23 protein-coding genes and 1 pseudogene are annotated in these 26,210 nt (G+C 65.2%); 17 read left to right on the forward strand and 7 right to left on the reverse strand.

Annotated elements, in window-relative coordinates; all coding sequences use genetic code 11:
* The first annotated feature begins 157 nt into the window (after positions 1-157).
* From dusB to E6B08_RS27140, 6 genes and pseudogenes are all read left to right on the forward strand, one after another.
* Positions 158-1,171: a tRNA dihydrouridine synthase DusB gene (dusB, locus tag E6B08_RS27115; protein ID WP_136916780.1), complete on the forward strand. Its 1,014-nt coding sequence runs from the start codon at positions 158-160 to the stop codon at positions 1,169-1,171.
* Positions 1,168-1,488: a DNA-binding transcriptional regulator Fis gene (fis, locus tag E6B08_RS27120; protein WP_008093076.1), complete on the forward strand. Its 321-nt coding sequence runs from the start codon at positions 1,168-1,170 to the stop codon at positions 1,486-1,488. Before dusB ends, fis begins: the two co-directional genes overlap by 4 nt.
* Positions 1,489-1,570: 82 nt before the next feature.
* Positions 1,571-3,178, forward strand: coding sequence for a bifunctional phosphoribosylaminoimidazolecarboxamide formyltransferase/IMP cyclohydrolase (gene purH, locus E6B08_RS27125; RefSeq protein WP_136916781.1), 1,608 nt, complete (start codon positions 1,571-1,573; stop codon positions 3,176-3,178).
* A 184-nt stretch (positions 3,179-3,362) separates the two neighbouring features.
* On the forward strand, positions 3,363-4,658 hold the full coding sequence (gene purD, locus E6B08_RS27130) for a phosphoribosylamine--glycine ligase (protein WP_136916782.1): 1,296 nt from the start codon (positions 3,363-3,365) through the stop codon (positions 4,656-4,658).
* Positions 4,659-4,793: 135 nt separating this feature from the next.
* Positions 4,794-7,564 (forward strand): annotated as a pseudogene (locus tag E6B08_RS27135) (response regulator).
* 83 nt (positions 7,565-7,647) lie between these two features.
* On the forward strand, positions 7,648-8,241 hold the full coding sequence (locus E6B08_RS27140) for a MarC family protein (protein WP_192938707.1): 594 nt from the start codon (positions 7,648-7,650) through the stop codon (positions 8,239-8,241).
* On the opposite strand, the gene E6B08_RS27145 is transcribed toward E6B08_RS27140, so the two are convergent.
* The 7 genes from E6B08_RS27145 to cobG form a co-directional block, all read right to left on the reverse strand.
* Entirely contained in the window at positions 8,226-8,861 is a 636-nt protein-coding gene (locus E6B08_RS27145) for a hypothetical protein (protein WP_136916784.1), read from the reverse strand. The genes E6B08_RS27140 and E6B08_RS27145 overlap by 16 nt on opposite strands.
* Positions 8,848-9,504: a hypothetical protein gene (locus E6B08_RS27150; protein WP_136916785.1), complete on the reverse strand. Its 657-nt coding sequence runs from the start codon at positions 9,502-9,504 to the stop codon at positions 8,848-8,850. Before E6B08_RS27150 ends, E6B08_RS27145 begins: the two co-directional genes overlap by 14 nt.
* Positions 9,505-9,547: 43 nt before the next feature.
* Positions 9,548-10,246 carry a hypothetical protein gene (locus E6B08_RS27155; protein ID WP_136916786.1) on the reverse strand — a complete coding sequence of 233 codons (699 nt, stop codon included), beginning with the start codon at positions 10,244-10,246 and terminating at the stop codon, positions 9,548-9,550.
* A 102-nt stretch (positions 10,247-10,348) separates the two neighbouring features.
* On the reverse strand, positions 10,349-12,052 hold the full coding sequence (gene cobJ / locus E6B08_RS27160; protein WP_136916787.1) for a precorrin-3B C(17)-methyltransferase: 1,704 nt from the start codon (positions 12,050-12,052) through the stop codon (positions 10,349-10,351).
* The gene (locus E6B08_RS27165; RefSeq protein ID WP_136916788.1) at positions 12,040-12,774 is read right to left on the reverse strand and encodes a precorrin-2 C(20)-methyltransferase; all 735 of its coding nucleotides are present in this window, start codon (positions 12,772-12,774) and stop codon (positions 12,040-12,042) included. Before E6B08_RS27165 ends, cobJ begins: the two co-directional genes overlap by 13 nt.
* Positions 12,771-13,397, reverse strand: coding sequence for a precorrin-8X methylmutase (locus E6B08_RS27170; RefSeq protein ID WP_136916789.1), 627 nt, complete (start codon positions 13,395-13,397; stop codon positions 12,771-12,773). The genes E6B08_RS27165 and E6B08_RS27170 overlap by 4 nt, the downstream gene beginning before the upstream one ends.
* The gene (gene cobG, locus E6B08_RS27175; protein WP_136916790.1) at positions 13,390-14,718 is read right to left on the reverse strand and encodes a precorrin-3B synthase; all 1,329 of its coding nucleotides are present in this window, start codon (positions 14,716-14,718) and stop codon (positions 13,390-13,392) included. Before cobG ends, E6B08_RS27170 begins: the two co-directional genes overlap by 8 nt.
* A 182-nt stretch (positions 14,719-14,900) precedes the next feature.
* Here cobG and cbiE point away from each other — a divergent pair, with 182 nt between their 5' ends.
* From cbiE to cycA, 11 genes are all read left to right on the forward strand, one after another.
* Positions 14,901-16,112 (forward strand): precorrin-6y C5,15-methyltransferase (decarboxylating) subunit CbiE, encoded by a 1,212-nt coding sequence (gene cbiE, locus E6B08_RS27180; RefSeq protein WP_136916791.1) that lies wholly within the window; start codon positions 14,901-14,903, stop codon positions 16,110-16,112.
* Positions 16,105-17,199 carry a cobalt-precorrin-5B (C(1))-methyltransferase gene (locus E6B08_RS27185; protein WP_136916792.1) on the forward strand — a complete coding sequence of 365 codons (1,095 nt, stop codon included), beginning with the start codon at positions 16,105-16,107 and terminating at the stop codon, positions 17,197-17,199. The genes cbiE and E6B08_RS27185 overlap by 8 nt, the downstream gene beginning before the upstream one ends.
* Complete coding sequence (locus tag E6B08_RS27190) at positions 17,196-17,942, forward strand: cobalt-precorrin-6A reductase (protein WP_136916793.1); 747 nt, start codon at positions 17,196-17,198, stop codon at positions 17,940-17,942. The genes E6B08_RS27185 and E6B08_RS27190 overlap by 4 nt, the downstream gene beginning before the upstream one ends.
* Before the next feature lie 106 nt (positions 17,943-18,048).
* Entirely contained in the window at positions 18,049-18,486 is a 438-nt protein-coding gene (locus tag E6B08_RS27195) for an NfeD family protein (protein WP_136916794.1), read from the forward strand.
* A gap of 39 nt (positions 18,487-18,525) precedes the next feature.
* Positions 18,526-19,380 carry an SPFH domain-containing protein gene (locus tag E6B08_RS27200; protein ID WP_136916795.1) on the forward strand — a complete coding sequence of 285 codons (855 nt, stop codon included), beginning with the start codon at positions 18,526-18,528 and terminating at the stop codon, positions 19,378-19,380.
* Positions 19,381-19,516: 136 nt separating this feature from the next.
* Positions 19,517-19,906 (forward strand): DUF2946 domain-containing protein, encoded by a 390-nt coding sequence (locus tag E6B08_RS27205; RefSeq protein WP_136916796.1) that lies wholly within the window; start codon positions 19,517-19,519, stop codon positions 19,904-19,906.
* 48 nt (positions 19,907-19,954) lie between these two features.
* Positions 19,955-20,440 (forward strand): copper chaperone PCu(A)C, encoded by a 486-nt coding sequence (locus E6B08_RS27210; protein WP_136916797.1) that lies wholly within the window; start codon positions 19,955-19,957, stop codon positions 20,438-20,440.
* Between the two features lie 20 nt (positions 20,441-20,460).
* Positions 20,461-20,904: a DUF2946 domain-containing protein gene (locus E6B08_RS27215; protein ID WP_136916798.1), complete on the forward strand. Its 444-nt coding sequence runs from the start codon at positions 20,461-20,463 to the stop codon at positions 20,902-20,904.
* A gap of 67 nt (positions 20,905-20,971) precedes the next feature.
* A complete protein-coding gene (locus E6B08_RS27220) occupies positions 20,972-23,038 on the forward strand; it encodes a TonB-dependent copper receptor (RefSeq protein ID WP_136916799.1) in 2,067 nt (688 codons plus the stop codon).
* A gap of 57 nt (positions 23,039-23,095) precedes the next feature.
* Complete coding sequence (locus tag E6B08_RS27225) at positions 23,096-24,463, forward strand: PepSY-associated TM helix domain-containing protein (RefSeq protein WP_136916800.1); 1,368 nt, start codon at positions 23,096-23,098, stop codon at positions 24,461-24,463.
* A gap of 233 nt (positions 24,464-24,696) precedes the next feature.
* On the forward strand, positions 24,697-26,103 hold the full coding sequence (cycA, locus tag E6B08_RS27230; protein ID WP_136916801.1) for a D-serine/D-alanine/glycine transporter: 1,407 nt from the start codon (positions 24,697-24,699) through the stop codon (positions 26,101-26,103).
* Positions 26,104-26,210 lie beyond the last annotated feature (107 nt).

Here is a 26,210-nt window from a genome sequence, read left to right on the forward strand (position 1 = left end):
CTGCAGTGCAGCCCCAAATCCTCGGACATACCAAACGGCATAAGCCGACAACTGTTCAGAATTTATCCAAATCCATCTTTATCCGGTCATCGAGAGCGGGTATTATGCCAACCCTTTTTCGAACTCCAATGATTCGGCCCCACAACAGGGAACACCTATGTCGGCGGTACGCATCGGCCCTTACACACTACGCAACAACCTGATCCTAGCGCCCATGGCCGGGGTCACGGACCAGCCTTTTCGTACACTTTGCCAGCGCCTGGGCGCGGGCATGGTGGTGTCGGAAATGGTCAGCAGCGACATGAGCCTGTGGAACAGCCGCAAGTCGAGCCTGCGCCGCATCCACGAAGGTGATCCCGAGCCACGCTCGGTACAGATCGCCGGTGGCGATGCGCAGATGATGGCGGCGGCCGCCCAGGCGAACGTCGCCGCGGGCGCGCAGATCATCGATATCAATATGGGCTGCCCCGCAAAAAAAGTCTGCAACAAAGCCGCAGGCTCTGCTTTATTGAAAGATGAAGTTCTGGTCAGCGAGATTCTCCACGCCGTTGTCGGCGCTGTGGACGTCCCGGTGACCCTGAAAATCCGCACCGGCTGGGACCGGGCAAACAAGAACGGCCTGAACGTCGCAAGAATTGCCGAAGAGGCCGGCATCCAGGCGCTAGCGGTGCATGGCCGCACACGCGCCGACCTGTACACCGGCGTTGCCGAATACGACACCATCGCGGCAATCAAGCAGGCGGTGTCGATCCCGGTTTTCGCCAACGGCGATATCACTTCGCCAGAAAAGGCCCGGGCGGTGCTGGATGCCACCGGGGTCGACGGCCTGCTGATCGGCCGGGCCGCCCAGGGGCGGCCATGGATCTTCCGCGAGATCGAGCATTACCTGGAGACCGGCCAACGTTTGCCGGCCCCGCAGTTGGACGAAGTGGAACGCATTCTGCTAGAGCACCTGGCCGCGCTGCATGCCTTCTATGGCGATGTGATGGGCGTACGTATCGCCCGCAAGCACGTCGGCTGGTACCTGGCAACCCGACCCGGGGGCAAGGAGTTTCGCGCCCGGTTCAACGCTTTGGAAGAAACACAAGCGCAGTGCGCCAACGTTCGCGCCTATTTCAGCGAGCGTCGACAGAGCCTTGAGACAGAGGACGAACAAGGGGTGGCCGCATGACGATGATGACCGAGACATTAGTGAGTGGAACAACGCCCGTGAGCGACAACGCCAACCTCAAACAGCACCTCAACACGCCGAGCGAAGAGGGCCAGACCCTTCGCGACAGCGTCGAGAAGGCGCTGCACAACTACTTCGCGCACCTGGAAGGCGCAACCGTCACGGACGTGTACAACCTGGTGCTCTCTGAAGTCGAGGCGCCCCTGCTCGAAAGCGTGATGAACTACGTCAAGGGCAACCAGACCAAGGCCAGCGAGATGCTCGGGCTCAACCGAGGCACCCTGCGCAAGAAGCTCAAGCAGTACGACTTGTTGTAAAGCCAGAATCCCAATCAAAAAAGGCGGCTCCTTGCACGGAGACGCCTTTTTTGCTGACTCCACCGCGTTATTGGAACCCGAAATGACCGACCAGACTACCCGCCTGCCAGTCCGCCGCGCCCTGATCAGCGTCTCCGACAAGACCGGTATCCTCGAATTCGCTCGTGAGCTGCAACAGCTCGGTGTCGAGATCCTGTCCACCGGCGGCACCTACAAGCTGCTCAAGGACAACGGCGTGAACGCGGTGGAAGTGGCCGACTACACCGGCTTCGCCGAAATGATGGACGGCCGGGTCAAGACCCTGCACCCGAAGATCCACGGCGGCATCCTTGGCCGTCGCGGCACCGACGATGCCATCATGAACGAGCACGGGATCAAGCCGATCGATCTGGTCGCCGTCAACCTGTACCCCTTCGAAGCCACCATCTCCAAGCCTGGCTGTGACCTGCCGACCGCCATCGAGAACATCGACATCGGCGGCCCGACCATGGTCCGTTCGGCAGCCAAGAACCACAAAGACGTGGCTATCGTAGTCAACGCCAGCGACTACGCCGGCGTCCTCGAAGGCCTCAAGGCCGGCGGCCTGACCTACGCCCAGCGCTTCGACCTGATGCTCAAGGCGTTCGAGCACACCGCTGCCTACGACGGCATGATCGCCAACTACATGGGCACCATCGACCAGGCCAAGGACACCCTGTCCACCGAAGCGCGCAGCGAGTTCCCGCGCACCTTCAACAGCCAGTTCGTCAAGGCCCAGGAAATGCGCTACGGCGAGAACCCGCACCAGAGCGCGGCGTTCTACGTCGAGGCCAAGAAAGGCGAAGCCAGCATTTCCACCGCCATCCAGCTGCAGGGCAAGGAACTGTCGTTCAACAACGTGGCCGACACCGACGCCGCGCTGGAGTGCGTGAAGAGCTTCGTCAAGCCGGCCTGCGTCATCGTCAAGCACGCCAACCCGTGCGGCGTGGCCGTGGTACCTGAAGACGAAGGCGGCATCCGCAAGGCCTACGACCTGGCCTATGCCACCGACACCGAGTCGGCGTTCGGCGGCATCATCGCCTTCAACCGCGAGCTGGACGGCGAAACCGCCAAGGCCATCGTCGAGCGCCAGTTCGTCGAAGTGATCATCGCGCCGAAAATTTCCCAGGCCGCCCGTGAAGTGGTTGCCGCCAAGCAGAACGTGCGTCTGCTGGAATGCGGCGAGTGGCCAGCCGAGCGTGCCGCCGGTTGGGACTTCAAGCGCGTCAACGGTGGCCTGCTGGTGCAGAGCCGCGATATCGGCATGATCACCGCCGATGACCTGAAGATCGTTACCAAGCGTGCCCCGACCGAGCAAGAGATCCACGACCTGGTATTCGCCTGGAAAGTGGCCAAGTTCGTCAAATCCAATGCCATCGTCTACGCCAAGCAGCGCCAGACCATCGGTGTCGGCGCTGGCCAGATGAGCCGCGTCAACTCCGCGCGCATCGCCGCCATCAAGGCCGAGCACGCAGGTTTGCAGGTTCAAGGTGCGGTCATGGCCTCTGACGCGTTCTTCCCGTTCCGTGATGGCATCGACAACGCGGCCAAAGTGGGTATCAGCGCCGTGATCCAGCCGGGTGGCTCGATGCGTGACGCAGAAGTCATCGCTGCTGCCGACGAAGCCGGCATCGCGATGGTGTTCACCGGCATGCGCCACTTCCGCCACTAAACAGATGCTGGGCCGATCCCCGGCCCTTGTAGGAGCGGCCTTGTGTCGCGAAAGGGCCGCAACGCGGCCCCGGCAATTTTTGCTGCGAAGCTGAAAACCTGGGGGCGCTACGCGCCCCTTTCGCGACACAAGGCCGCTCCCACAAGACGCGGGATCGGCGCCAGACAGTATTCGAGGTTTTGACATGAAAGTTTTGATCATCGGCAGCGGCGGCCGTGAGCACGCCCTGGCCTGGAAAGTCGCCCAGGACCCACGCGTCGAGAAGGTCTTCGTTGCCCCAGGCAACGCCGGCACCGCCATCGAGGCCAAGTGCGAGAACGTCGCCATCGACGTCTGCGCCCTGGAGCAACTGGCGGACTTCGCCGAGCAGAACGTCGACCTGACCATCGTCGGCCCCGAGGCGCCACTGGTGATCGGTGTCGTCGACCTGTTCCGCAGCCGCGGCCTGGATTGCTTCGGCCCGACCAAGGGCGCGGCCCAGCTGGAAGGCTCGAAGGCATTCACCAAGGACTTCCTGGCACGTCACAAGATCCCGACCGCCGACTACCAGAACTTCACCGAGATCGAGCCGGCGCTGGCCTACCTGCGCGAAAAAGGCGCACCGATCGTGATCAAGGCCGACGGCCTGGCCGCGGGCAAGGGTGTGATCGTCGCCATGACCCTCGAGGAAGCCGAAGCCGCCGTGCGTGACATGCTCGCCGGCAACGCTTTCGGCGATGCCGGTTCGCGTGTGGTGATCGAGGAGTTCCTCGACGGCGAGGAAGCCAGCTTCATCGTCATGGTCGACGGCCACAACGTGCTGCCAATGGCCACCAGCCAGGACCACAAGCGTGTCGGCGACAAGGACACCGGCCCGAACACCGGCGGCATGGGCGCCTACTCCCCGGCGCCGGTGGTCACCGCCGACGTGCACCAGCGCGTGATGGACCAGGTGATCTGGCCGACCGTGCGCGGCATGGCCGAAGAAGGTAATGTCTACACCGGCTTCCTGTACGCAGGCCTGATGATCGACAAGGCAGGCAACCCCAAGGTCATCGAGTTCAACTGCCGCTTCGGCGATCCGGAAACCCAACCGGTCATGCTGCGCCTGGAGTCGAGCCTGGTGCTGCTGATCGAAGCCGCCTTCGCCAAGGCCCTGGACAAGGTCGAGGCGCAGTGGAACCCGCGTCCGAGCCTGGGCGTGGTGCTGGCTGCCGGTGGCTACCCGGGTGACTACGCCAAGGGTGCGGCCATCCAGGGCCTGGACGCCGCCGCCAAGCTCGAAGGCAAGGTGTTCCATGCCGGTACTGCACTGAAGGATGGCCAGGTGGTCACCGCCGGTGGCCGCGTGCTGTGCGCCACCGCCCTGGGCGAAACGGTCGAGGCTGCCCAGCAGCAGGCCTACCGCCTGGCCGAGCAGGTCAAATGGGACGGCAGCTTCTACCGTACCGACATCGGCTACCGGGCCATCGCCCGTGAGCGCGGTGAGCACCAGCAGTAAACCCCTGCCAATTGTCGCGTCGCCCAGGCGACGCGGCAATTGGCTCGCCGACGGGGCCCGGCCGGGGCCTTGCCTTCGGCTTGGGGCCCCGCGCATAGTAGGTATCCGGCACATCAGCCTAGAAGGGATCTCGTCGTGCGTCGGCTTCGGATTGCCATAGCTCTGATCGTCAGCTTGCTGACCCTGCTCTGCCTGCTCCCGGCTTCGGCCGACCAGGGCGCCGGCTGGTCCGTTCTGCTCGACGAACAGGCCAACCTGCAGCTCAGCGACGTGCGCTCCGAGCGCTACCGCAACCAGTTCAGCCCCCTGACCCTCAACGAACTGGACGCCGCCCCCGCCGAACAGGCGCTGTGGTTGCACTACCGCCTGGAACCGGGCGACCAGGAGCAACTGCTGAGGGTGTTTGCCCCGATCTTTCTCGCCTCGACCTCTACGCCCTCGATGGCGACAAACTGCTGCGCCAGCTGCACCACGGCCGCCAGGCCAGCAATGGCAGCCCGACCTTGCGCGGCAGCGACCATATCCTGCCGCTGCCGCGTAGCAGCCAACCGGTAGACGTTTATCTGCGCCTGGTCTCGGAACACCAGCTGCGCCCGGCCATCAGCCTGGAGCCTGCAGCCGAGGCAGCCTCCGACCACAGCCGCGAGCTGCTGTTCGGCATGCTGCTGGGCGGCCTGGTGATGCTGATGGTGCACAACCTGATCCGCTTCATCTACACCCGCTCCGGCGCCTCGTTGTACCTGGCGCTGTACCACGGCCTCATGCTGCTCAGCGGGCTGATCCTGCTCAACCTCAGCGGCCCGTGGTGGCACCTCTGGCATGCCGCGCAAACGCCAGCCGCCTATCTGACCCTGGTGCTGGCGGGCCTTGCCGGCCTGTACTTCACCCAGCAGTTCTTCCAGTCCTGCAACTCGCCACAGATCAACCGCCTGCTCCAGGGCGAGATGCTGGTGGTGGGCGTCAGTGGCCTGATCCTGCTGTTCGTCGACACCCTGCCACTGAACCTGATGACCTACGCCCTGCTCGCCCTGGGCAGCGTGACCATGCTGCTGGTCAGCAGCTATCACTGGTATCGGGGCTATGCGCCGGCGCGCCTGTTCAGCGTCGCCATGGTGGTGTTCAACCTCGGCGGCCTGGTGCTGCTACCGGCACTGCTGGGGCTCACCCGCACGTCCACGCCCTGGTTGTTGTGCATACTGCTCGGCCTCACGGTAGCCAGTGGCCTGTTGCTCAACCTTGCGGTCAGCGAACGCCTGCGGCGCCTCAGCGAAGAGCGCTACAGCGTCAGCCGGGCGCTGGCGGCCAGTGACGCCGAGATCAACGCCAAGGCCGAGTTCCTGGCCAAGATCAGCCACGAGATCCGCACCCCGATGAATGGCGTGCTGGGCATGACCGAGCTGCTGCTGGGCACGCCCTTGTCGGTCAAGCAACGCGACTACGTCCAGACCATCCACAGCGCCGGCAACGAGCTGCTGACCCTGATCAACGAGATTCTCGACATCTCCAAGCTCGAGTCGCGGCAGATCGAGCTCGATGACGTGCAGTTCGACCTCAACGCGTTGATCGAGGATTGCCTGAACATCTTCCGCGCCAAGGCCGAGCAGCAGAACATCGAGCTGATCAGCTTCACCCAGCCTCAGGTGCCGCGGGTCATCAGCGGCGACCCGACGCGCCTGCGCCAGGCGCTTTCCAGTTTGCTGGACAACGCTCTGAAGAACACCGACCAGGGCGAAATCCTGCTGGTGGTGGCCCTCGACCAGCGCGGCGAAACCCCGCGCCTGCGCATCGCCGTGCAAGACAGCGGCGCGCCGTTGCCGGTGGCCGAACGCGAGGCACTGCTGCAAGCCGAACTGCACAGCCATCAATTTCTTTCCAGCAACAAGCTTGGCGGCCACCTCGGCCTGGTCATCGCCAAGCAGCTGATCGGCCTGATGCAGGGCGAGTTCGGCATCAAGAGCAGCACCAGCATGGGCAATACCTTGTGGCTGACCCTGCCGCTCGACCCTTCGCGCCTGGAACAACCACCGACCGACCTCGACGTGCCGCTGCGCGATGCCCGTGTGCTGGTGGTGGACGACAACGACACCTGCCGCAAGGTCCTGGTGCAGCAATGCAGCGCCTGGGGCATGAACGTCAGTGCAGTGCCTTCGGGCAAGGAAGCGCTGGCGCTGCTGCGCACCAAGGCGCACCTGCGCGACTATTTCGACGTGGTCCTGCTGGACCAGAACATGCCCGGCATGACCGGCATGCAACTGGCGGCGAAGATCAAGGAAGACCCGAGCCTGAACCACGACATCCTGGTGGTCATGCTTACCGGCATCAGCAACGCCCCGAGCAAGATCATTGCGCGCAATGCCGGGGTCAAGCGGATCCTGGCCAAGCCGGTGGCGGGTTATACCCTCAAGACTACCCTGGCCGAGGAACTGGCCCAGCGCGGCCGTGACCAAGCCCCGCCGCCTGCCCCGCCAGGCACTGCCGTGGCGGTCGATCTGCCGAGCGACTTCCGCGTGTTGGTGGCAGAGGACAACAGCATTTCCACCAAGGTGATCCGCGGCATGCTGGGCAAGCTCAACCTCGAGCCAGACACCGCCAGCAATGGCGAGGAAGCGCTGCAGGCCATGAAAGCCCAGCATTATGACCTGGTGTTGATGGACTGCGAGATGCCGATCCTCGATGGCTTCTCGGCCACCGAACAATTACGTGCCTGGGAAACGGCAACCCAGCGCCAACGCACGCCGGTGGTGGCATTGACCGCCCACATACTGGCCGAGCACAAGGAACGCGCGCGCATTGCCGGCATGGACGGGCATATGGCCAAGCCGGTGGAGTTGTCGCAGTTGCGGGAGTTGGTGCAGTTCTGGGCCAACAAGCGCGAAACCAAGGTGGATCCGGCGCCTACCTCTTGAGGTGTGACAGGACCGCTGAAGACAACCCCGAAGCTGCTGATACACTTGCCCTCACCTTACCTGCCATGGACAACCGCCCCATGCTGCACGACCTGTCCAGCGTCTACCTGAAGATGCTCGTGCTCTACAGCCCGTTCTTCGTGCTGTCGTGCTTCATCGGCCTGACCCGCGGTCACTCCAGCAAGGAGCGCAAGCAACTGGCCTGGCGCGTCGCCTTCGCCGCGTTCGTCGCCAGCGTGCTGCTGTATCTGTTCGGGCGCTTGATCTTCGGGGTCTTCGGCATCACCGCCGACGCCTTCCGCATCGGTGCTGGCAGCGTGCTGTTCATCTCGGCGCTGGGCATGGCCCAGGGCAAATCGGCGGTGCAGGCCGACAACGTGCAGCAGGACGTGACCATCGTGCCACTGACCATTCCGCTGACCGTCGGCCCCGGCACCATCGGTGCCTTGCTGGTGATGGGGGTGAGCCAGCCGCATTGGGACGAAAAGCTACTGGCCATCGTCAGTATCGCGCTGGCCAGTTTCACGGTGGGTCTGGTGCTTTATCTGTCCCACCGCATCGAACGGATCCTCGGCGAGCAGGGCCTGCAGATCGTCAGCCGGTTGATGGGGTTGTTCGTCTGTGCCCTGGCGGCGCAGATCATCTTCACTGGCATCAAAGGCTACCTGGTCCCATAGAGTTGGACTGCCCGTATCTCTCTTAGTCTGAGACGGTCCACATTCCTGCGTACGTCGGCCTGGAATTCCTGCTGGAACAGGCGAACATTGAAACGCACGAGTTCGGCCTTGATCGTGGTCGAGTCGAGCACGCGGGTGAAGAACCCAGAGGTGAACGCCTGGCGATCACCCGCCTCATGATAGAGGACCATTTCGACATAGCCGTTTTTTGCTGGCGCGCAGGGTAGCAGCTGAAATAGCCCACGATCCCGGCTTCGCTGTTCCAAGTGCAACAAGGCCTGGTCGCTACGCAGCAGTGCCGGCAATGCCAGGGACAGGCCGCTCGCATACTTTTCACCGCCGACGTGTTCGACTATCGACAAGGCTTTGTCGACAATCGCCTGGCGCCGGCGCTGCGGCCAATGGACCTGCTCTGGGTTGATCGCATCCCATCCCAGAAACTGCAAGCGCCGGCGGAAGTAGCTGTACCAGTCGTCGACGAGACCGCCGGCACGGTCGGTTTCAGTCACCCGGTCGGTGAACAGGATCGCCAACTCAACGGCCTCACGCTGCTGGACAGTCAAACCTGGCAGGAACGATATCAAGCTGCCGCCCACTACCGCAGCTTCATGCCTGTCCATGCACACCACCTGCCGAAAGCTTCCCGATGTACGTGATGTAGTCGCCGCTACTCTTGCTTTCGATCAGTGCTCGCAACTCTGTGCGGCGCAACGCGAAGAGCTCCTCGATGGGGCTGCCCACCCAGGCGCACAGTTGCAGTCGCCGAGTCGAGAGTGTGCCTTCCTCGCTCGACGCCAGGCTCCCGCGGTGCAGGCTGCACAACGCAAGAACATTACCGCTCGACACCACCCCAAGCTCATGCACCGGCCCTTGCTGATCATCAATGAAGCGAGCGAGGTGTTTCTGCGCCGTCGATGCGCCCAAGGCGTGGGCAGTGGCATCGAGTTCGCCGATCAACGATTGATCGTGCCCCAACAGCCAATCGCGCATTGGCTGGAAGGGCGAGGTCAAGGCCGATTGCGCCTCTGGCTGATTTCGGTGGCGTTGTAGCTGGAACCAGCCCAGGTCATCGAAACTGCCCACATGCAGTTTCCACCAACCGGCATAATCACTGGAGCGCCCTTGGGAACGGGTGTTGGCGCGCAGTTGCGCGTAGAGCACACTGTCGAGTACATCCTGGCGCTGCTCCAGCGTCAGCGTGGTGTCGATTAGCAAGGCCGCTCCACACACCAGCCATAGCGTGTATTTTTCGTCATTCATCATCACCCCTCCTGAAGGCGAGGATGCCCCGAAGGGCATCTGCGATTTACGCGATTTGCCAATCCAGGGTGCGACGGACGGTATAGTCTTTGAGCCTGTCTTTGATGATCTCTCGGACGGCAGAGTACAAATCGCGATTGAAGACGAACACAGCGGTGCCGGAGTAGATTCTCTTCGCCTTGCTCTCCCACTCGAACACCACGGTGTCCAGTTGATGATCGTCGAACGGCGTGGCATCAACCGCGCTCATGGCCAGGATGATTTCTCCCGCCTCGTTCTGGATGCAGGAAGCCAGGCCAACGGTTCCGGCATCCTTTTCCTTGAGATTTCGTTCGAGCACTTTCTGGGCTTCGGTAACATTGCCCAGGCCTTCGAGCGCCTTGGCGGCCATCTGCATCAGCGCATCGGATGCAGGATTGCTGAGGATGGCCTCACCCACCACTTTAATGCCCTTGTAGGCTACCGCGCCGAGCTTCAACGATTGTGAGGACGAAGCTTCGTGGTCATAGGATCGCTGGAGCGGCACCCAGCCGACGTCGCGCATCACTGCGACGAACACGCCCAACCATTGCTCGGTCTGGCCTCTGCCTGGAAATTTCTTACTCGCGGCTAGCGATGCGAAGTGAATGGCGAACTTGATGTCGGATACGGCTGCCAGCTCTATGCCAACGCCGAACCCCAGTAGAATTTGCTCGATGACAGCTGCAGATGGTCGGTCGCTTCTCTGAGTGATATCAGTGGTCATGCTGGACTTCCTCGGGAGTGAACCTCGACGCGAGCCGTCGAGGTGGTTTCACCCTACTGCCCGAACGCAGGTCTGCCAGGCAGGAAGCCCTTCCCGAATGACTCAGCGTGCCTGCGGATACCAGCGCGGCGTGTACACCCACAGACCGCCATCGGCGCGGTCGAAGGTGCAGGTAGTGGACGATCCGACCAAGACCATGGTGCGCATGTCGACCATTTCTGGCTGCAGCTCAGCCAGCGAGACTACCTTCAGCGTCTGCCCTGGCCTACCGATATCTCGACCAAGGACTACGGGCGTTTGCCCCTCCCGATGGCGACGGACGATGTCCAGCGCCACGCCCAACTGCCAAGGCCGGGAACGTGAGATCGGGTTGTAGAAGGCCAGCACCAGGTCGGCTTGGGCGGCAAGGTCCAGCCGCTGCTCGATGACTGCCCAAGGCTTGAGGTTGTCCGACAGCGACATCACGCAGAAGTCATGCCCCAGTGGTGCACCGGCCTGGGCTGCGGTGGCCAACGAGGCGGAGACACCCGGCAGGATCTCCAGCTCGACCCGGTGCCAGGCCTCGTCACTGGAGCCGTGCAAGGCCTCGAGCACGGCCGAGGCCATGGCGAACACGCCTGGGTCGCCGGAGGACACCACCACCACCGAGCGGCCTTGGGCGGCCAACCCGAACGCGTGGCGGGCGCGCTGCATCTCTTCGCGGTTGTCGGTGCAATGCTGGACCTGATCGTCGCGAAACGGCCCGGCCATGCGCACGTAGGTTTCGTAGCCGAGGATGTCCTGGGCTTGCGCAAGCTCGGCCCTGACCGCCGGCACCATCAGCTCGGCAGCGCCAGGGCCTAGGCCGATCACCGCCAGACGACCACGGCGCTGACCGACCAGCTCGACCTCGACCGGTGCCGGTGCGACTGCGATCACGCAACTGCCCTGTTCATGCAGACGCGCCTGCGGCAGGGTCTTGCCGGCCATGTCGGCAAGACCGCTGGCTGCGGGCGCGAAGCGCAGCGCTACACCCAACGCCTGCGCCGCATCATGCAGCGCCGGGTCGGCCATGGCCTGCTCGGCGGCCAGCAGGCAGGCCAGCGAGGCTTGGGCGATACCCGCTTCGTGCAAGGCCTGGCGCACGCTGTCGGCAAGCGCCGGGGTGCCCGGCGCCACCGCCACGACCACGGCACGGGCATGGATCAGCAACTCATCGGGGCTGGTCGGCCGCGCCACGCAACCCACATGAATGGTGCGCTGGGCCGACTCGCTGGCCGGCAGGTTCGCCTGCTGCAACCAGGGTGCGTCGCCCTCGATGCGTACCGATTCACCGGCCAGCAAGTCGGAGACGAAGCGCTTGCCCTGCTCCAGGTCGGCCAGTGCATAACCCTCAGGCGGGTTCAGCAGGCAGGTGCCGAAACGCAGTTCGCCGCTGGTGGTGATGGCCGCTGCCACGCCTAGCGCCTCGCCGATGGCGCGGGCCATGACGTTGACCCCAGCCAGGCCTCCGAGCAGCGGCACTACCGCACTGGCATCCTCGGCCACCGCCAATACCGGCGGCTCGGCGCCCTTTTCATCGAGCAGGCTGGCCAGGCTGCGAATGACGATGCCCGCCGCGCACAGGGCGATGATCGGCGTGGCCTGCCGGTATAGCGCACGCAAGGTCTCGCCGAACGAGGTGTAGTCCTGATCGGCGCCTTCGACCCGCCCCTTGAGGCCATGGATCGAAGCCTCGGGGTAGCGCTGCTGAATACGCCGTGCGGTTTCCAGGCTGCCTTGGCCAAGGATGACGATTGCCGGTGCCTGCATGTTCATCCCTGCCATTTTTCACCCGGCACGATGATCAGCGAGAAGTACGGCGACGACTGCGGGTCGACGTCATCCAGGGCAACGATCTTCTGATTGGCCATGGTCGCTCGCTCGACATACAAGGCGCGCTTGTCCAAGCCCAGCTCGCCGAGCACCTGGCGCACCTTGGGGAAGTTGCGTCCCAGCTTCATGACCACTGCGGCATCGGCATCGGCCAGGCGGCGCTTGAGTTCGTCGGCCGGCAATACGCCCGAGAGCACCGACAGGCTCTGATTGCGGTATACCAGCGGTGCGCCCAGCACCGAGGCGCCACCGAGCATCGAGCAGACACCGGGGATCACCTGGGCCTGGTAGCGCTGCGCCAGGCGGTCGTGCAGGTACATGTACGAGCCGTAGAAGAACGGGTCGCCCTCGCAGATGACCGCCACGTCACGCCCGGCATCCAGGTGCTCGGCGACCTGCACGCTGGCTTCGTCGTAGAAGTCGCTGATCACCTGCTCGTAGGACAACGGCGCGGGCAGCGCCTCGGTGGTCACCGGGTACACCAGCGGCAGCAGGGTCTGCTCGGCCTGCAGGTGCGCTTCGATGATGCCGAAAGCGTTGCCGCGCTTGCCCTTGGCCACGAAGTACGCCACCACCGGGGCCTCGCGCAGCAGGCGCAGGGCCTTGAGGGTAATCAATTCGGGGTCACCCGGGCCCACGCCCAGGCCCAGCAATTGTCCACGGGGCGCCATCATTCCACCTCCGTGGCCAGGGCATTGACGGCGGCGGCCGCCATCGCGCTACCGCCCAGGCGGCCCTGCATGATCACGAACGGCACACCACGGCTGTCGGCAGCAAGCATCGCCTTGGACTCGGCAGCGCCGACGAAGCCTACCGGGAAGCCGAGGATCAGCGCGGGTTTGGGTGCACCGGCGTCGAGCATTTCCAGCAGGTAGAACAGCGCGGTCGGCGCATTGCCGATGACCACTACACTGCCTTCCAGGTGTGGGCGCCAAAGCTCCAGGGCCAGTGCCGAACGGGTGTTGCCCGCTTCCTTGGCCATGCCTGGCACGCTCGGATCGCGCAGGGTGCAGATGACCGCGTTGTCCGCCGGCAGGCGCGCCCGGGTGATGCCTTCGGCGACCATGTGCGCGTCGCAGAGGATCGGTGCGCCTTTGGCCAGGGCGTCGCGACCGGCTTGACCGGCGCCTTCGGAGAACTGCAGGCCATCGATCGCCTCGACCATCCCGCAGGCGTGGATCACGCGCACGGCGAGTTTTTCGAGGTCTGCGGGAATCCGCTCGAGCCGGGCTTCCTCGCGGATGATCCGGAAGGAATTGCGATAGATCTCCTGACCATCGCGGATGTAATCAATCATCAAGGTGCTCCGTCGGCAGGTCGAGCATGGCGCCTGCTTCGTTCAAGGTGAGGTCGGTGCCGCGCAGGGCACCCAGGCCCGGCAGGTGCGCGTCACGCTGATAGAGGTCGTAGCGCCCAGGTGCACGGGCCAGCAAGGTGGCCGGGGCAACATGGGCCACGGCGCAGGACCGGGCGCAACCGGACAAGTGCACGCTGGCTGGCCCGCCGCGATGCAGCAAGGCGGCCAGGGTAACGGCGTCGGTCTTGGTCTCGGCATTGGCCTTGGCGCAGCCGTGGCTGCCGGTGCAGGCGACCATGCGGGCCAAGGGCTCATGGACATGGCACAACAGGCCGAGGGCGGCCAGCTCGGCCTGAGCCTGGTCGAGGCGCGCTGGCAGCAGATTGGGCAACAGCAGGCTTTGCCAGGGGCTGATCCGCAAGCTGCCATCGCCCCACTGCCGGGCGATGCCCGCCGCACCGCGCAGCATGGCAGGTGTCAACCGACCCAGCGGCGGCGCGACGCCCAGGGCCAGGCCCTGATGTTGCAACACCGGTCCCAGCCACGCAGTGCAAGTGCTCGCACGCCGCCACTGGAGCACGGCGGCATCGCGTCGGATAGCCAGCCCCAACCCATCGACGAAGGCCAGGGCCGGAACCTGCTCGAGTAGCTGACGCATGCGCGCCTGCTGGGGAGTGGCCAGGTCGAGGAAGCGCTCCAGCACAGCCCGCACCAGGGCCAGGCCTTGCTCCAGCGGCACCGCACCGAGCGGCGCGTCGCTGGGGCATCCGGCCAGGCCGAAGGCCAGCCAGGTTCGCTGCTCCAGGCGCAGCACCGAAAGCCACAGGTCGTGGGGGTGTTCGAGCATTGCCAGGCCTTCACCGCCATCGAGTTGGATGGCGAACTTGGCCGACAGCTCATGAAACCTTGGGGTGCCCTGGAGCAGGTCGAGGATCTGCCCGGCCAACGGCCGCACGTCCGTCAACATCGAAGGGTCGAGCCCGGCCAAGGGGCTGAGCATGAGGTTGCGCACGTCATCGCTGGCCGCCTCGCGCGGGCCGAGGCCGGCGCCCAGGAGGCTTTCGATCAAACCCGCATGGTCGGTGCCGATGCCGCGAATCTGCAGGTTGCCGCGGTTGGTCGCCTCGATCACGCCAGCGGCGAAGCGCTCGGCCGCGCTGGCCAGCGCGTCGGCCTGGTCGACCCGCAGCAGGCCGCCGGGCAGCTTGATGCGGCAGATCCCACCGTCGCGCGCCGCGACGATGCGCCACAACCCCGGGCAGGCCGAGGGGCGGGGCGAAACGGTAGGGGGATGAACCTGCTTCAAAGGGGCGTCCGGCAATCGCTGAAAATGCGCTTGAGTGTAGAAGGCGCGGTATTATGCCTGCTTTGGCCTGCGGCATGAAAAGCCGGTGGTCGAGCATCGTCGCGATCGTGCGAAAAAATTCAGGACGGCGTCGCCCTTTTCGCGGGCTTGCCCGCGAAAAGGACGACGCAGCCCAACGCAATAACGGAAAAGTACCCATGGCACCCTGGCTGACAGTAGTAGGCATCGGCGAAGACGGCTTCAGCGGCCTCGGCAAGCAATCCCGTCGGGCCCTGCTCGGCGCCACGCGAATCATCGGCAGCCCACGGCAACTGGCACTGCTGCCGCGCTGCGTGAGCGCCACCCGCCAGAACTGGCCCAGCCCATTCTCCCTGGACCCGGTGCTGGCGCTGCGCGGCGAGCCGGTGTGCGTGCTGGCCAGTGGCGATCCGATGTTCTATGGCGTCGGTGCCAGCCTTGCGCGCCAGGTCGCGGCCGAGGAGATGCAGGTGCTGTCGATGCCGTCGTCCTGCGCCCTCGCCGCCGCCCGCCTGGGCTGGCCGTTGCAGGACCTGCAGGTGGTGTCGCTGGTGGCACGGCCACTGGCGGCGCTCAATGCCCATTTATACAGCGGCCTGCGCCTGTTGGTGCTGAGCAACGATGGCCACAGCCCCGCCGCCGTCGCTGCGCTGTTGCGCGAGCGCGGCTTCGGGCCCAGCCGCCTGCATGTGCTCGAGCACCTCGGTGGCAACGCCGAGCGCCAGCTATCGGGCTGCGCCGATGATTGGCCGCACCCTCAGGTTGCCGACCTCAACCTGCTCGCCATCGAGTGCCAGGCCAGCGCCGATGCGCCTCGCCTGTCACGGATAGCCGGCCTTCCCGATGACGCATTTCGCCATGACGGCCAACTGACCAAACGCGACGTGCGCGCCATCACCCTGGCCCGCCTGGCGCCACAACCGGGCCAGTTGCTGTGGGACGTCGGTGCAGGCTGCGGCTCGATCGGCATCGAGTGGATGCGCGCGCATCCAGCCTGTCGCACGCTGGCCATCGAAGCCGATGAGGGCCGCCAGGGCTTCATCGAGCACAATCGCGACGCGCTCGGCGTGCCCGGCCTGCAACTGGTGCGCGGCAAGGCGCCGGAGGCGCTGGCCGAGCTCGAGCGGCCCGACGCGATCTTCATCGGCGGCGGCGTCACTCGCGATGGCGTACTGGCGCTGTGCTGGGACCGCCTGCGCCCCGGCGGACGCCTGGTGGCCAACGCGGTGACCTTGCAAAGCGAGCTGGCCCTGGCGCATTTCCGCGAGCGCCACGGCGGCGAGCTGACCCGCCTCCATGTCGCCCAGGCCCAGCCGCTGGGCGCCTTCGATACCTGGCGCCAGGCCCTGCCGATCACCTTGCTCGACGTGGTGAAGCCTGCCGATGCGTGAAGAAACCCACGAACAACCGGCGCCCCTGCGCAGCGGCCTGACCACCGGCAGCTGCGCCACCGCCACCAGCCTGGCCGCGGCACGCCTGCTGCTCACCGGCGAAGGCAGCGACGCGGTCAGCATTACCCTGCCCAAAGGCAAAGTGGTACAGATGCGCCTGGAGTTCTGTCGACGCGATGGCGAGCGCGCCGAGGCCGGTACGCTCAAGGATGCCGGCGACGACCCCGACGTCACCCACGGCGCCTTGCTCTATAGCCAGGTGCGACTGCTGGACGCCCCCGGCATCCGCTTCGTCGCCGGCGTGGGCGTCGGTACCGTCACCCGCCCCGGGCTGGTACTCGCGGTGGGTGAGCCTGCGATCAACCCGGTGCCACGGCGCATGATCAGCGAGCACCTGCAGCAATTGGCCGACGCCTGCAGCTATGCCGGCGGCTTCGAAGTCACGGTGAACGTGCAGGACGGCGAGCAACTGGCGTTGAAGACCATGAACCCGCGCCTGGGCATTCTCGGCGGGTTGTCGATTCTCGGCACCAGCGGCATCGTCCGGCCGTTTTCCTGCTCGGCATACATCGCCTCGATCCACCAGGGCATCGATGTCGCCCACACCAATGGCTACACGCACATCGCCGCCTGCACCGGCAACGCCAGCGAAGACTGCATGCGCCGGGTCTATGGGTTGCCGGAAATCGCCCTGATCGAGATGGGCGACTTCGTCGGCGCGGTGCTCAAGCACCTGCGCAAGGTGCCGGTGGCGCGGCTGACCCTGTGCGGCGGCTTCGGCAAGATCAGCAAGCTGGCCGCCGGGCACATGGACCTGCACAGCCGCCACTCGAGCATCGACCTGCCGCAATTGGCCGGCTGGGCCGCCGACATCGGCGCCGACACCGAGCTGCAGGCAGCGATCGTCGCGGCCAATACCAGCCAGCAGGCTCTGGCGCTGGCCCACGCCGCCGGCATCGCCCTGGGCGACGCGGTGTGCGCGCACGCCCTGGCCTTCGCGCGCAGCGTGGTGCCGGCCCAGGTCCAGGTCGAGGTGTTCGCCATCGACCGCCAGGGCGGCATCGTTGGCAAGGCAGGCGTGCAATGAGCCGGCGCATCCTGCTGCTCGGCGGCGTTACCGAAGCCCTGGCCATCGCCCGCCAGCTGGGCCCCGAGCACGTGTACAGCCTGGCCGGCATCGGCCGTGTGCCGCAGGACCTCGCCTGCCAGGTACGGGTCGGTGGCTACGGCGGCGCAGAAGGTCTGGCCGCCTACCTGCACGAGGCAGGCATCTCCTTGCTGGTTGACGCCACCCACCCCTATGCCGCGCAGATCAGCCGCAACGCCGCCTGCGCCGCACGCATGGCCGGCATTCCCTGCTGGGCCCTGCACCGTCCGGCCTGGCAGGCCCAGCCCGGTGACGACTGGCGGGAGGTGGACGACTGGGCCGCCCTGATGAAGGCACTCGCGCCGTTCGAACGGCCGCTGTTCACCCTTGGCCGCGAGCCACTGCAGCACCTCGATGAGATTCCGCCCCGGCAGTTCTGGACCCTGCGAGCACTGGATGCCTGCCCGGGCAACGAACGCTGCGAAGTGATCGGTGCGCGCGGCCCGTTTCGTATCGAAGACGAACGGGGGCTGTTCGAGCGACGCGCCATCGATGTGCTGGTGAGCAAGAACAGCGGCAGCGTGGCCACCGAGCCGAAGCTCGAGGTGGCACGCGAACGCGGCGTACCGGTGCTGATCCTCAAGCGCCCGCTGTTGCCGGCAGTGGACCGGGTGTTCGCCTCGGCGGCGGAGCTGACAGCGGCGTTGGCGAATGCGGCGAAGATGCCTGAACAGGCACCGTAAGGCATCGTTCCCACAACTCTTTCAGATATTCCAACCTCCTCACAAGTGGCCCTCTGCCGCTCCGCTGCCGTACACTCAGGTCTTCCCCTCGGAAGGCGTCACCCATATGGAAATGCAATGGTGGATCTGGCTGGTCTTCGGCATCGGCCTGACCCTGCTCGAACTGGTCCTGCCAACGTTCTTCATCATCTGGTTTGGCATCGGCGCCGTACTGGTCTCGCTCATCGCCCTCGCCGTACCCAGCTTGCAACTCGACATGCAGGTGCTGCTGTGGGTGCTGTTCTCGTCGTTGACCACCGTGCTGTGGTTCAAGCTGTTCCGGCGCAAGAAGCCGGACGTGCGCTGGACCGCCGACAGCGTCATCGGTGAGGTCGGCCTGCTGACCGGTAGCGTTTCGCAATTCCAGAAAGGCCGCGTGCGCTTCCAGAAACCGATCCTCGGCAACGAGGAGTGGAGTTGCGTCGCCGACAGCGACATCCCCGCCGGCGAGCGCGTGCGCCTCGTCGCCATCGAAGGCAACATCGCCCGGGTCGTTCGCGCCTGACGCTACCCCGAACGCCCGCACTAAAAGGAACTTAGCAACATGACCAGCCTCATCGTCGTCGGCGCCCTCGCCGTGTTCGTACTGATCACCGTGTTCAAGGGCGTGCGCATCGTGCCCCAGGGCGAAGAGTGGATCGTCGAGCGCCTGGGCCGTTACCACAGCACGCTCAAGCCCGGCCTGAACATCGTCATCCCCTACATGGATGTGGTCGCCTACCGCCTGCCGACCAAGGACATCATCCTCGACGTCCAGCAGCAGGAAATCATCACCCGCGACAACGCCGTGATCGTCGCCAATGCCCTGTGCTTCGCCAAGGTGGTCGACCCGCAGAAGGCCTCCTATGGCGTGCAGAACTTCTCGTTCGCCGTCACCAGCCTGACCATGACCTCGCTGCGCGCCATCGTCGGCGCCATGGACCTCGACGAAGCGCTGTCGAGCCGCGAGCAGATCAAGGCACGCCTGCGCGAAGCGATGTCCGAGCAAACCGAAGACTGGGGCGTGACCGTGCGCTCGGTGGAAATCCAGGACATCAAACCCTCCGAGAACATGCAGATGGCCATGGAACGCCAGGCGGCCGCCGAGCGTGAACGTAAAGCCGACGTGACCCGTGCCGAAGGTGCCAAGCAGGCGGCTATCCTCGAGGCCGAGGCGCGGCTGCAATCGGCCAAGCTCGACGCCGAAGCGCAGATCAACCTGGCCGAGGCTTCGGCGCGGGCAATCTCGCTGGTCAAGGAAGCCGTGGGCAGCGAGACGGTGCCGGCCATGTACTTGCTGGGCGAACGCTACATCGGCGCCATGGAGAACCTGGCGGGCAGCGACAACGCCAAGGTCGTGGTGCTGCCGGCCGACCTGCAGGAGACCGTGCGCGGGCTGATGGGCCGCAGCAAGGTCTGACATTGGCTTGCCCGCGAAGTGGACGGCACCGCTTCCGCTGCATCTTGCCGTCCAACTGCGTCACTTCACCGCACCCGATCTTTTTACCTATACTCCGACTTACAATACCGCCCACGATTCCTGACCGGATCTCTCCATGCCCCCACGTCGGCACATAGCCTGGATAGCCTGCCTAGCAGTGCTGTTCAACCTGCTGGCCATGCCGCTGTCTTCTGCCGCGCCCAAGGGGCCGGCCGAACAGCTGCTGTGGGGGGCTTTCTGTTCCAGCATGGCCGGCAAGGCCAAGGCCGACGTCCAGGCCCTGGCCAAGATCGACCTGGGCACGCAAAGCGACGACCATTCCAACATGCAGCACTGCTGGTGCTGCTCCGGCGGCGCGCCGCTGCTGGCCTTGCCCGGTTATCCGCCACAACTGCACAACCCGCCCACGCTGCTGGCCGGGCACCTGCTAACGCTTGCCAACTACCAACCGACGCCGCGCCAGCTATGGCCTGCGCTCAATCCCCGTGCCTCTCCGCTGACCTGAGTTCATCACGCTGACCGCCTGAACCTGAACGCAACGGAGAATCACCCCATGCTCAAGCATGCCCTCGTACTGGCTGCCCTGCTGCTGCCTGGCGCCTACGCCAATGCTCACGAATACACCGTCGGCGACCTGCATATCGCCCATCCATGGTCGCTGCAGCTGCCACCGAACGCCCCCAACGTCGCGGCCTATTTCGTCGTGCACAACAACGGCAAGGCCGATGATCGCCTGCTTTCGGTCGACAGCCCGATCAGCGACGACGTCCAACTGCACGAGCACGCCCAGGCCGCCAGCGGCGCCATGCAGATGCGTCAGGTCGCCGACGTCGCGGTGCCTGCTGGCAAGGACGTGACCTTCGCCCCCAGCGCCTACCATGTGATGCTCATGCAACCGAAGGACCGCAGCCTGCTCAGCGACGGCAAGCGCTTCCCGCTGACCCTGCACTTCGAGAAGGCCGGCGACGTCACCGTCGAGGTGGCCGTGCAGAAGCAGCCGCCTGGCGATCAGCCAGCGGCGCACGAACACGCGCACTGAGCCACTGACAGGCACCGGCCATGAGCCTGCCGCGCTATCGCTCACGCCACACCGCACGCCCTGAACGCGCACGCACCAGGGGCAGCTGGCTGAGCCTGTTCGCCATGTGGATGATCTTCATCGGACCGCTGGTTTCCCAGTCGATGCCGATGGAGCACCACGCCGGCATGAACATGCCGATGGACATGAGCATGCCGATGAGCATGGCCATGGCCGACGAGCACGGGGCGGACAATCATCATGGTCACGGGGGTGATGGCCAACTGCATGTGATGTGGGAAAAGTGCGGCTATTGCAGCCTGCTGTTCAACTGCCCCGCATTGCCCCAGACCCTCAGCCCGCTCACCGCTGGCGCTGTCGCGCCCAGCGCCCACTTACCCGCGCCAACGCTTGACGGCCATGCCCGACAGGCAGTGTTCCCCGGCGCCCGCAGCCGCGCCCCGCCCCTTTCGATCGTCGTCTGAATCACCTATTTGCAGCACGGAGCCCACTGGCCCCGCGCACACTCATGACTGATCGACTGGAATCACTATGTCCGGCTGCACCCCTGTATCCGCCCTGTCCCTGCGAGGGACCTTCGCTGCCCTGTGCGGCTCGCTGATCGCGCCCCTGGCCCTGGCTGCCGAGCCAGGCCATGAAGGCCATGAGCAAACATCGCCCGAACTGAGCCCGACGGTGATCACCGCGCTGGCGCCGAGCTCGCCGCTGACCGTGGTCACCAACCCCAAGGACCCACGCCAGCCGGTGCCGGCCAGCGATGGCGCCGACTACCTCAAGACCATCCCGGGGTTCTCCGCCATCCGTGCCGGCGGCACCAACGGCGACCCGGTGCTGCGCGGCATGTTCGGCTCGCGCCTGAACATCCTCACCAACGGTGGCGTGATGCTCGGCGCCTGCCCCAACCGCATGGACGCGCCGACCTCGTACATTTCACCGGAAACCTACGACCGCCTCACCGTGATCAAAGGTCCGCAAAGCGTGATCTGGGGCCCAGGCGGCTCGGCCGGTACCATCCTCTTCGAACGCGAACCGGAACGATTCGGCAGTCTCGGCAGCCGCGTCAACGCCAGCCTGCTGGCCGGCTCCAACGGCCGCTTCGACAAGGTGCTCGATGCCGCCGCCGGTAACAGCCAGGCGTATGCACGCTTCGTCGGCAACCAGTCACGCTCCGACGACTACCAGGATGGCAACGGTGATACCGTGCCGTCGCGCTGGGAGAAGTGGAACGGCGACGTGACCCTGGGTTGGACCCCCGACCAGGACACCCTGCTCGAACTCACCGCCGGCAAGGGCGATGGCGAGGCGCGCTATGCCGGGCGTGGCATGGACGGCGCGCAGTTCAAGCGCGAAAGCCTCGGCCTGCGCTTTGAAAAGTCCAACCTGGGCGAGGTGCTCGACAAGGTCGAGGCACAGGTCTACTACAACTACGCCGACCATGTGATGGACAACTACAGCCTGCGCACGCCGTCGGGCACCGGCATGATGGCCGGCCCCATGGCCGCGGCCGTGGACCGCCGCACCCTGGGCGCGCGCATCAAGGCGACCTGGCGCTGGGCCGATGTGCAACTGATCAGCGGCATCGACGCACAGACCAACGAGCACCGCGCCCGCAGCGCCATGGGTGTCGACACCTACAAGAACGAGCCCTGGACCAAGGACGCCGACTTCCACAACTACGGTGCCTTCGGCGAACTCACCTGGTACGCCACCGGCGAGGATCGGTTGATCACCGGCCTGCGCCTGGACCGCGCCTCGGCGCGGGATTTTCGCGACGACAGCGCCACCAACGGCAACACCCGCGCCGACACCCTGCCCAGCGGCTTCGTACGCTACGAACATGACCTGACTGCACTGCCAGCCACCACCTACGTCGGGCTCGGCCATGCCCAACGCTTCCCTGACTACTGGGAGCTGTTTTCCCCGGACCAGGGCCCTGCCGGCTCGCTCAACGCCTTCGACAGCATCAAGCCGGAGAAGACCACCCAGCTCGACTTCGGCATCCAGTACCGCGACGCGCGCCTGGAGGCCTGGGCCTCGGGTTATGTCGGGCAGGTCCGCGACTACATCCTGTTCGACTATCGCAGCGCCATGATGGGCATGAGCAGCACCCAGGCACAGAACATCGACGCCCGCATCATGGGCGGTGAACTGGGCGCGGCGTACAAGCTCACCGAGCAGTGGAAGGCCGACGCCACCCTGGCCTACGCCTGGGGCAAGAACAGCAGTGACGGCAAGGCCCTGCCGCAGATGCCACCTCTGGAAAGCCGCCTGGGCCTGACCTATAGCCGCGACACCTGGAGTGCCGGTGCCCTGTGGCGACTGGTGGCGGCGCAGAACCGCATCTCCGAAAACCAGGGCAACGTGGTCGGCAAGGACTACGACAAGAGTGCCGGCTTCGGCGTGTTCTCGCTCAACGGCGCCTACAAGGTGAACAACAACCTCAAGCTCAGCGCGGGGGTCGACAACCTGTTCGACAAGACCTACGCCGAGCACCTGAACCTGGCCGGGAATGCCGGGTTCGGCTACCCGGCCACCGATCCACAGCCGGTGAACGAGCCAGGCAGGACCTTCTGGACCAAGGTCGATTTCAGCTTCTGACAACAACAACGGGCGCGTCCACGGGCGCGCCTTCAGCTGGTCACACAGGAGGTTCCCATGAGCGGAACACGCGTTTCCTTCTACAACCTGGCCTGGCGTTGGCACTTCTATGCCGGGCTGTTCGTCGCCCCTTTCATGATCCTGCTGGCGATCACCGGGATCATCTACCTGTTCAAGCCACAGCTGGACCCGTGGATGTACCGCGACCTGATGGTCGTCGAGGCCGGCCACCACCGACAGGGCGCCGACACGCTCCTGGCCGAGGTGCGCAAGGCCTACCCACAAGGCCATGTCGGCCAGTACCTGCCGCCGGTCGACGCCGAGCGCAGCGCGCAGTTCGTGGTGCATGACGCTGGCCGCGAACTGAATGTGTTCGTCGACCCATACAGCGCCAAGGTGCTTGGCGAGCAGGACGCCAAGCAGAACCTGCAAGCCATCGCCCGCGCCCTGCATGGCGAGCTGATGGTCGGCACGGTCGGCGACCGCCTGGTGGAGCTGGCGGCCGGCTGGGGCATCGTGCTGGTGGTGTCCGGCCTGTACCTGTGGTGGCCGCGCGGGCGCAACGCCAAGGGCGTGCTATGGCCGCGGGTCGGCGCCAAGGGGCGCGTGCTCTGGCGCGACCTGCACGCGGTGAGCGGGTTCTGGGGCTCGGCGCTGCTGCTGTTGATGCTGCTCAGCGGCATGACCTGGACCGGCATGTGGGGCAAGCAGTACGCCGATGTGTGGAACCGCTTCCCGGCAGCCATGTGGAACGATGTGCCCAAGTCGGACCGCCAGGCAGGCGAACTGAACAACGCCCACCGCCAGACCGTGCCTTGGGCGATGGAGAACACGCCGATGCCCCAGTCCGGGGCGCATGCCGAACATGCCGGGCATCACATGATGTCCGACATGCCGGCCGCGCCGCAGGTCAGCCTGCAACAGGTCGAGGACATCGCCAGCGCGCGCAAGGTCGAACCTGGCTACAGCATCACCCTGCCGACCACCGCCGACGGTGTGTTCACCGTTTCGGTGTTCGCCGACGACCCGCGCAACGATGCCACCTTGCATGTCGACCAGTACACCGGGGAAGTGCTGGCCGACGTGCGCTGGGCCCACTACAACCCGGTGGCACGGGCCACCGAGCTGGGGGTGATGCTGCACGAGGGCAAGATGTTCGGGGCGCTGAACCAGATCGTCATCCTGCTGGTGTGCCTGATGATTCTGCTGGGTTCGGTGAGCGGCCTGGTGATGTGGTGGAAGCGCCGGCCCCAGGGCGGGCTGGGCGTGCCGCCGCTGCGCCATGACCTGCCGCGCTGGAAGACCGCCGTGGGGGTGATGCTGGTGCTCGGGGTGTTGTTCCCGCTGGTGGGGGTGTCGATGGTGGTCATGTGGGTGGTCGATAGCCTGGTGGTGAGGCGCCGTCGGCTGCTGGCCAGCGCCTGAGTCCTAGCCTGCACCGGCCTCTTCGCGGGTAAACCCGCTCCCACAGGTACAGCACCGGTTTCGAAGCCTGTGCCGTGCCTATAGGAGCGGGTTTACCCGCGAAGAGGCCAGTGCAGGAGGAATACTGTTACCCAAAAGTCGAGTCGATCTGTCGCGCCCCGAATTGGGACGCGCGTGTTAGCCTACCCGGCTATTTCACACAAGAAGACTGACTCTCAAGGGAATGCAGCTTAATGACGCAAACTTCACCCACAGCGCCAGATGAACAACATCTGCAGCGCAACCTGACCAACCGCCACATCCAGTTGATCGCCATCGGCGGCGCCATCGGCACCGGCCTGTTCATGGGCTCGGGCAAGACCATCAGCCTGGCCGGGCCGTCGATCCTGTTCGTCTACATGATCATCGGCTTCATGCTGTTCTTCGTCATGCGTGCGATGGGCGAGTTGCTGCTGTCGAACCTCAACTACAAGTCGTTCATCGATTTCTCGGCGGACCTGCTCGGCCCCTGGGCCGGCTATTTCACCGGCTGGACCTATTGGTTCTGCTGGGTGGTCACCGGGATCGCCGACGTAGTGGCGATCGCCGCCTACACGCAGTTCTGGTTCCCCGACCTGCCGCAGTGGAAACCGGCGCTGGCCTGCGTGGCCGTGCTGCTGTCGCTGAACCTGGTCACGGTGAAACTGTTCGGCGAGATGGAATTCTGGTTCGCCCTGATCAAGATCGTCGCCATCCTCGGCCTGGTTGCCACCGGCCTGTACATGGTCGTCACCGGCTTCACCTCGCCCAGCGGCAGCACCGCGCAACTGGCCAACCTGTGGAACGATGGCGGCATGTTCCCCAACGGCTTGATGGGCTTCTTCGCCGGCTTCCAGATCGCCGTGTTCGCCTTCGTCGGCATCGAGCTGGTCGGCACCACCGCCGCCGAGGCGAAGAACCCCGAGCGCACCTTGCCGCGAGCGATCAACTCGATCCCCATCCGCATCATCGTGTTCTACGTGCTAGCCTTGATCGCCATCATGGCGGTCACCCCATGGCGCGACGTGGTACCGGGCAAGAGCCCGTTCGTCGAACTGTTCGTGCTGGCCGGCCTGCCAGCGGCGGCCAGCATCATCAACTTCGTGGTGCTGACGTCGGCGGCGTCGTCGGCCAACAGCGGCGTATTCTCCACCAGCCGGATGCTCTACGGCCTGGCCCAGGAAGGCGATGCACCGCAAGCGTTCGAGCGCCTGTCGCGGCGCGCCGTGCCGGCCAACGGCCTGTACTTCTCCTGCGCCTGCCTGCTGCTGGGCGCGGTGCTGATCTACCTGGTACCCGATGTGGTCGAAGCCTTCACCCTGGTCACCACGGTGTCGGCGGTGCTGTTCATGTTCGTCTGGACACTGATCCTGCTGTCGTACCTGAGCTACCGCAAGCAACGTGCGGCGCTGCACCAGGCATCGCGCTACAAGATGCCGGGCGGGCGCTTCATGTGCTACGTGTGCCTGGCGTTCTTCGCCTTCATCCTGGTGCTGCTGAGCCTGGAGTCGGACACCCGCGCGGCGCTCGTCGTAACGCCGATCTGGTTCGTGGTGCTGGCGATCACCTACCAGTTCGTGCGCAGCAAGCGCCATCCCCGCACCGCGGTGCGTAACGGCTGATTGAAATCGGGGCTGCTTTGCAGCCCCAATGCTGTGCACGCAAATTCGCCAGGCACCAACCTGGACCGCAGCAACGCCCCAATACCTCGCACAACCGCTCTATCTTG

This window comes from Pseudomonas putida, from assembly GCF_005080685.1.
GTDB lineage: Bacteria > Pseudomonadota > Gammaproteobacteria > Pseudomonadales > Pseudomonadaceae > Aquipseudomonas > Aquipseudomonas putida_V.